The organism is Alteromonas sp. MMG017, from assembly GCF_018100795.1.
Taxonomy (GTDB): Bacteria; Pseudomonadota; Gammaproteobacteria; order Enterobacterales; family Alteromonadaceae; genus Alteromonas.
Genome location: NZ_JAGJDY010000025.1, coordinates 1 through 2,011 on the forward strand (window position 1 = coordinate 1; position 2,011 = coordinate 2,011).

General features: G+C 41.9%; 2 protein-coding genes. One reads left to right on the forward strand and one right to left on the reverse strand.

Annotated features, from left to right (window positions below; genetic code table 11):
* Positions 1 to 34 precede the first annotated feature (34 nt).
* Positions 35 to 640: a TetR/AcrR family transcriptional regulator gene (locus tag J8L84_RS19980; RefSeq protein WP_211072235.1), complete on the reverse strand. Its 606-nt coding sequence runs from the start codon at positions 638 to 640 to the stop codon at positions 35 to 37.
* Positions 641 to 741: 101 nt separating this feature from the next.
* Between J8L84_RS19980 and J8L84_RS19985 the strand changes: the two genes are divergently transcribed.
* Positions 742 to 1,758: an aldehyde reductase gene (locus tag J8L84_RS19985; protein ID WP_211072236.1), complete on the forward strand. Its 1,017-nt coding sequence runs from the start codon at positions 742 to 744 to the stop codon at positions 1,756 to 1,758.
* The last annotated feature ends 253 nt before the right edge of the window (positions 1,759 to 2,011 follow it).

Below are 2,011 nucleotides of genomic sequence, written 5' to 3' on the forward strand. Positions count from 1 at the left end.
AGAGCTAAACATTCATTAGGTTGTTGGCTCCCTATCAAAGCACGGAGAGAGCTACCTGCAATATTGCCCGAGCATCCTTACCGGACTCGCCTTTCATCATTTGTAATTGCGCAAAGCTGATTTGGGCATAAATATAAATAGCAGCAAATCGGCTATCCATAGCTGTCGTTTTGAACTCTCCTTTCTCTTTTGCCGCATCAATCCATAGCTCTAATGCCTTTATGACATTTTCATAGGTTTTATCGATTTGTTCGATTGTTGAGTCGCCCAAGTTCAAGCGTGATTCTTTCATATTTGCAAACAGACACCCTTTGGGCATTTCAGAGGTTTCATCTTCACTCGTGCTGTAAAGTGCAAGGTTTTGTAGTGTCTCATGAAATGGAATGTCCAAACTCAGAACGCTGAGCATCGGGCTGAGTATTGTCTTCTCGTAGCGTTCTAGCACAGCATGCGTCAATCCATCTTCATCGCCAAACTCTCGATAAATACCTGGCTTAGATACGCCTGCCAGTTTGCACAATTCATTAATCGACACCTGATTGATACCGAGTGTCCAATAACTTTCCTGTGCAATATCTAGCACATGGTTACGGTCGAATTTTTTAGGCCGACCACGAGATGCTTTTTTTTCTTCGCTCATATTTAAGTACCGTCTGGTATTTTATTATTGACAGCTGAATAACATAGAATTAAGATACCACTCAGTACTTAATTATTCAAGAAACAAAAGAGGCAACTATAATGGCTAAGAAAACCGTTCTACTGACTGGTATTTCAGGCTTTATTGGTCTTCATATTGCAAAACAGCTTTTAGACCAAGGCTTTCATGTTCGAGGCTCTATTCGTAATATGAAAAAGGCACAGAGCATCAAAAAAACGCTAGAGAAAGCATCAACCAATGTAAGCGAGTTGTCATTTGTCGAGCTAGACCTGACCTCTGATGAAGGATGGGATAACGCCGCCGAAGGCTGTAACTATGTAATGCATGTTGCATCTCCGTTTGCCGCTGCTGAGCCGAAACATGAAGATGAAATGATAAAACCTGCTGTCGAGGGCACACTTCGAGCACTTCGAGCCGCTAGAAAGGCTGGAGTTAAGCGAGTTGTATTAACTAGCTCTGCGATGACTATGATGGCAACAATGAAGAGTGGCACAATTGGACCAGATGATTGGGCAGATACTAACGCTAAAGATATTGGTACCTACGCAAAAAGCAAGACATTAGCAGAACAAGCGGCATGGCAATTTATAGAAAAACACGATTCTGCTATGGAGCTTGTTAGTGTCCACCCTGGTGGCGTATTTGGTCCGGCATTGGGTGATGATATTAGTGGACAATCGATGTCAATGATTGACCAAATGCTACGCGGAAAAGTCCCAATGCTCGCTAATGTGGCTATTCCAATGGTCGATGTTCGTGATGTAGCAAACGTCCACGTACAAGCAATGACTCACGATAAGACTGCCGGTCAGCGTATTATTGCTTCTCGACCAGAGGCAATCCACCTTAGACAAATTGCAAAGGTACTGAAAGAGCATGGCTATAAAGGTCCAAGCACACGCGTCGCTCCAAATCTAATAATTCGTATTATGTCTCTTTTTGATAGTGAAGCTAAGGGTATGCTCGGCTTTCTAGATATGAATATCAGTGCAGACAATAGCAAAGCACGTGAGTTATTTAACTGGGCGCCACGCCCGTTTCCAGAAACTGTACTTGATGCGGCAAAATCTATTAAAAAGATTCAGGAAAATCCATAACCCGCTTGCTATATAGGTATTCGTTAATCACCTTTTAGATGCCCCCATAAGTCATAGCTTAGAAATAGCTATTTAGCAGTCTCATACATACTAAGGTGCCCAAGTTTATTATCAGCTTTGGGCGCTTCTTTTTAGCAAAATTCAAATAGCTTTCCCATAGCTTCTGGTCATGAATGTATTCGACTAACAATTAATAAGTTAGCTTAAAGATGCATCAAATAGCCACCATTTACAGCTTAGCTTGAGAGCAAAA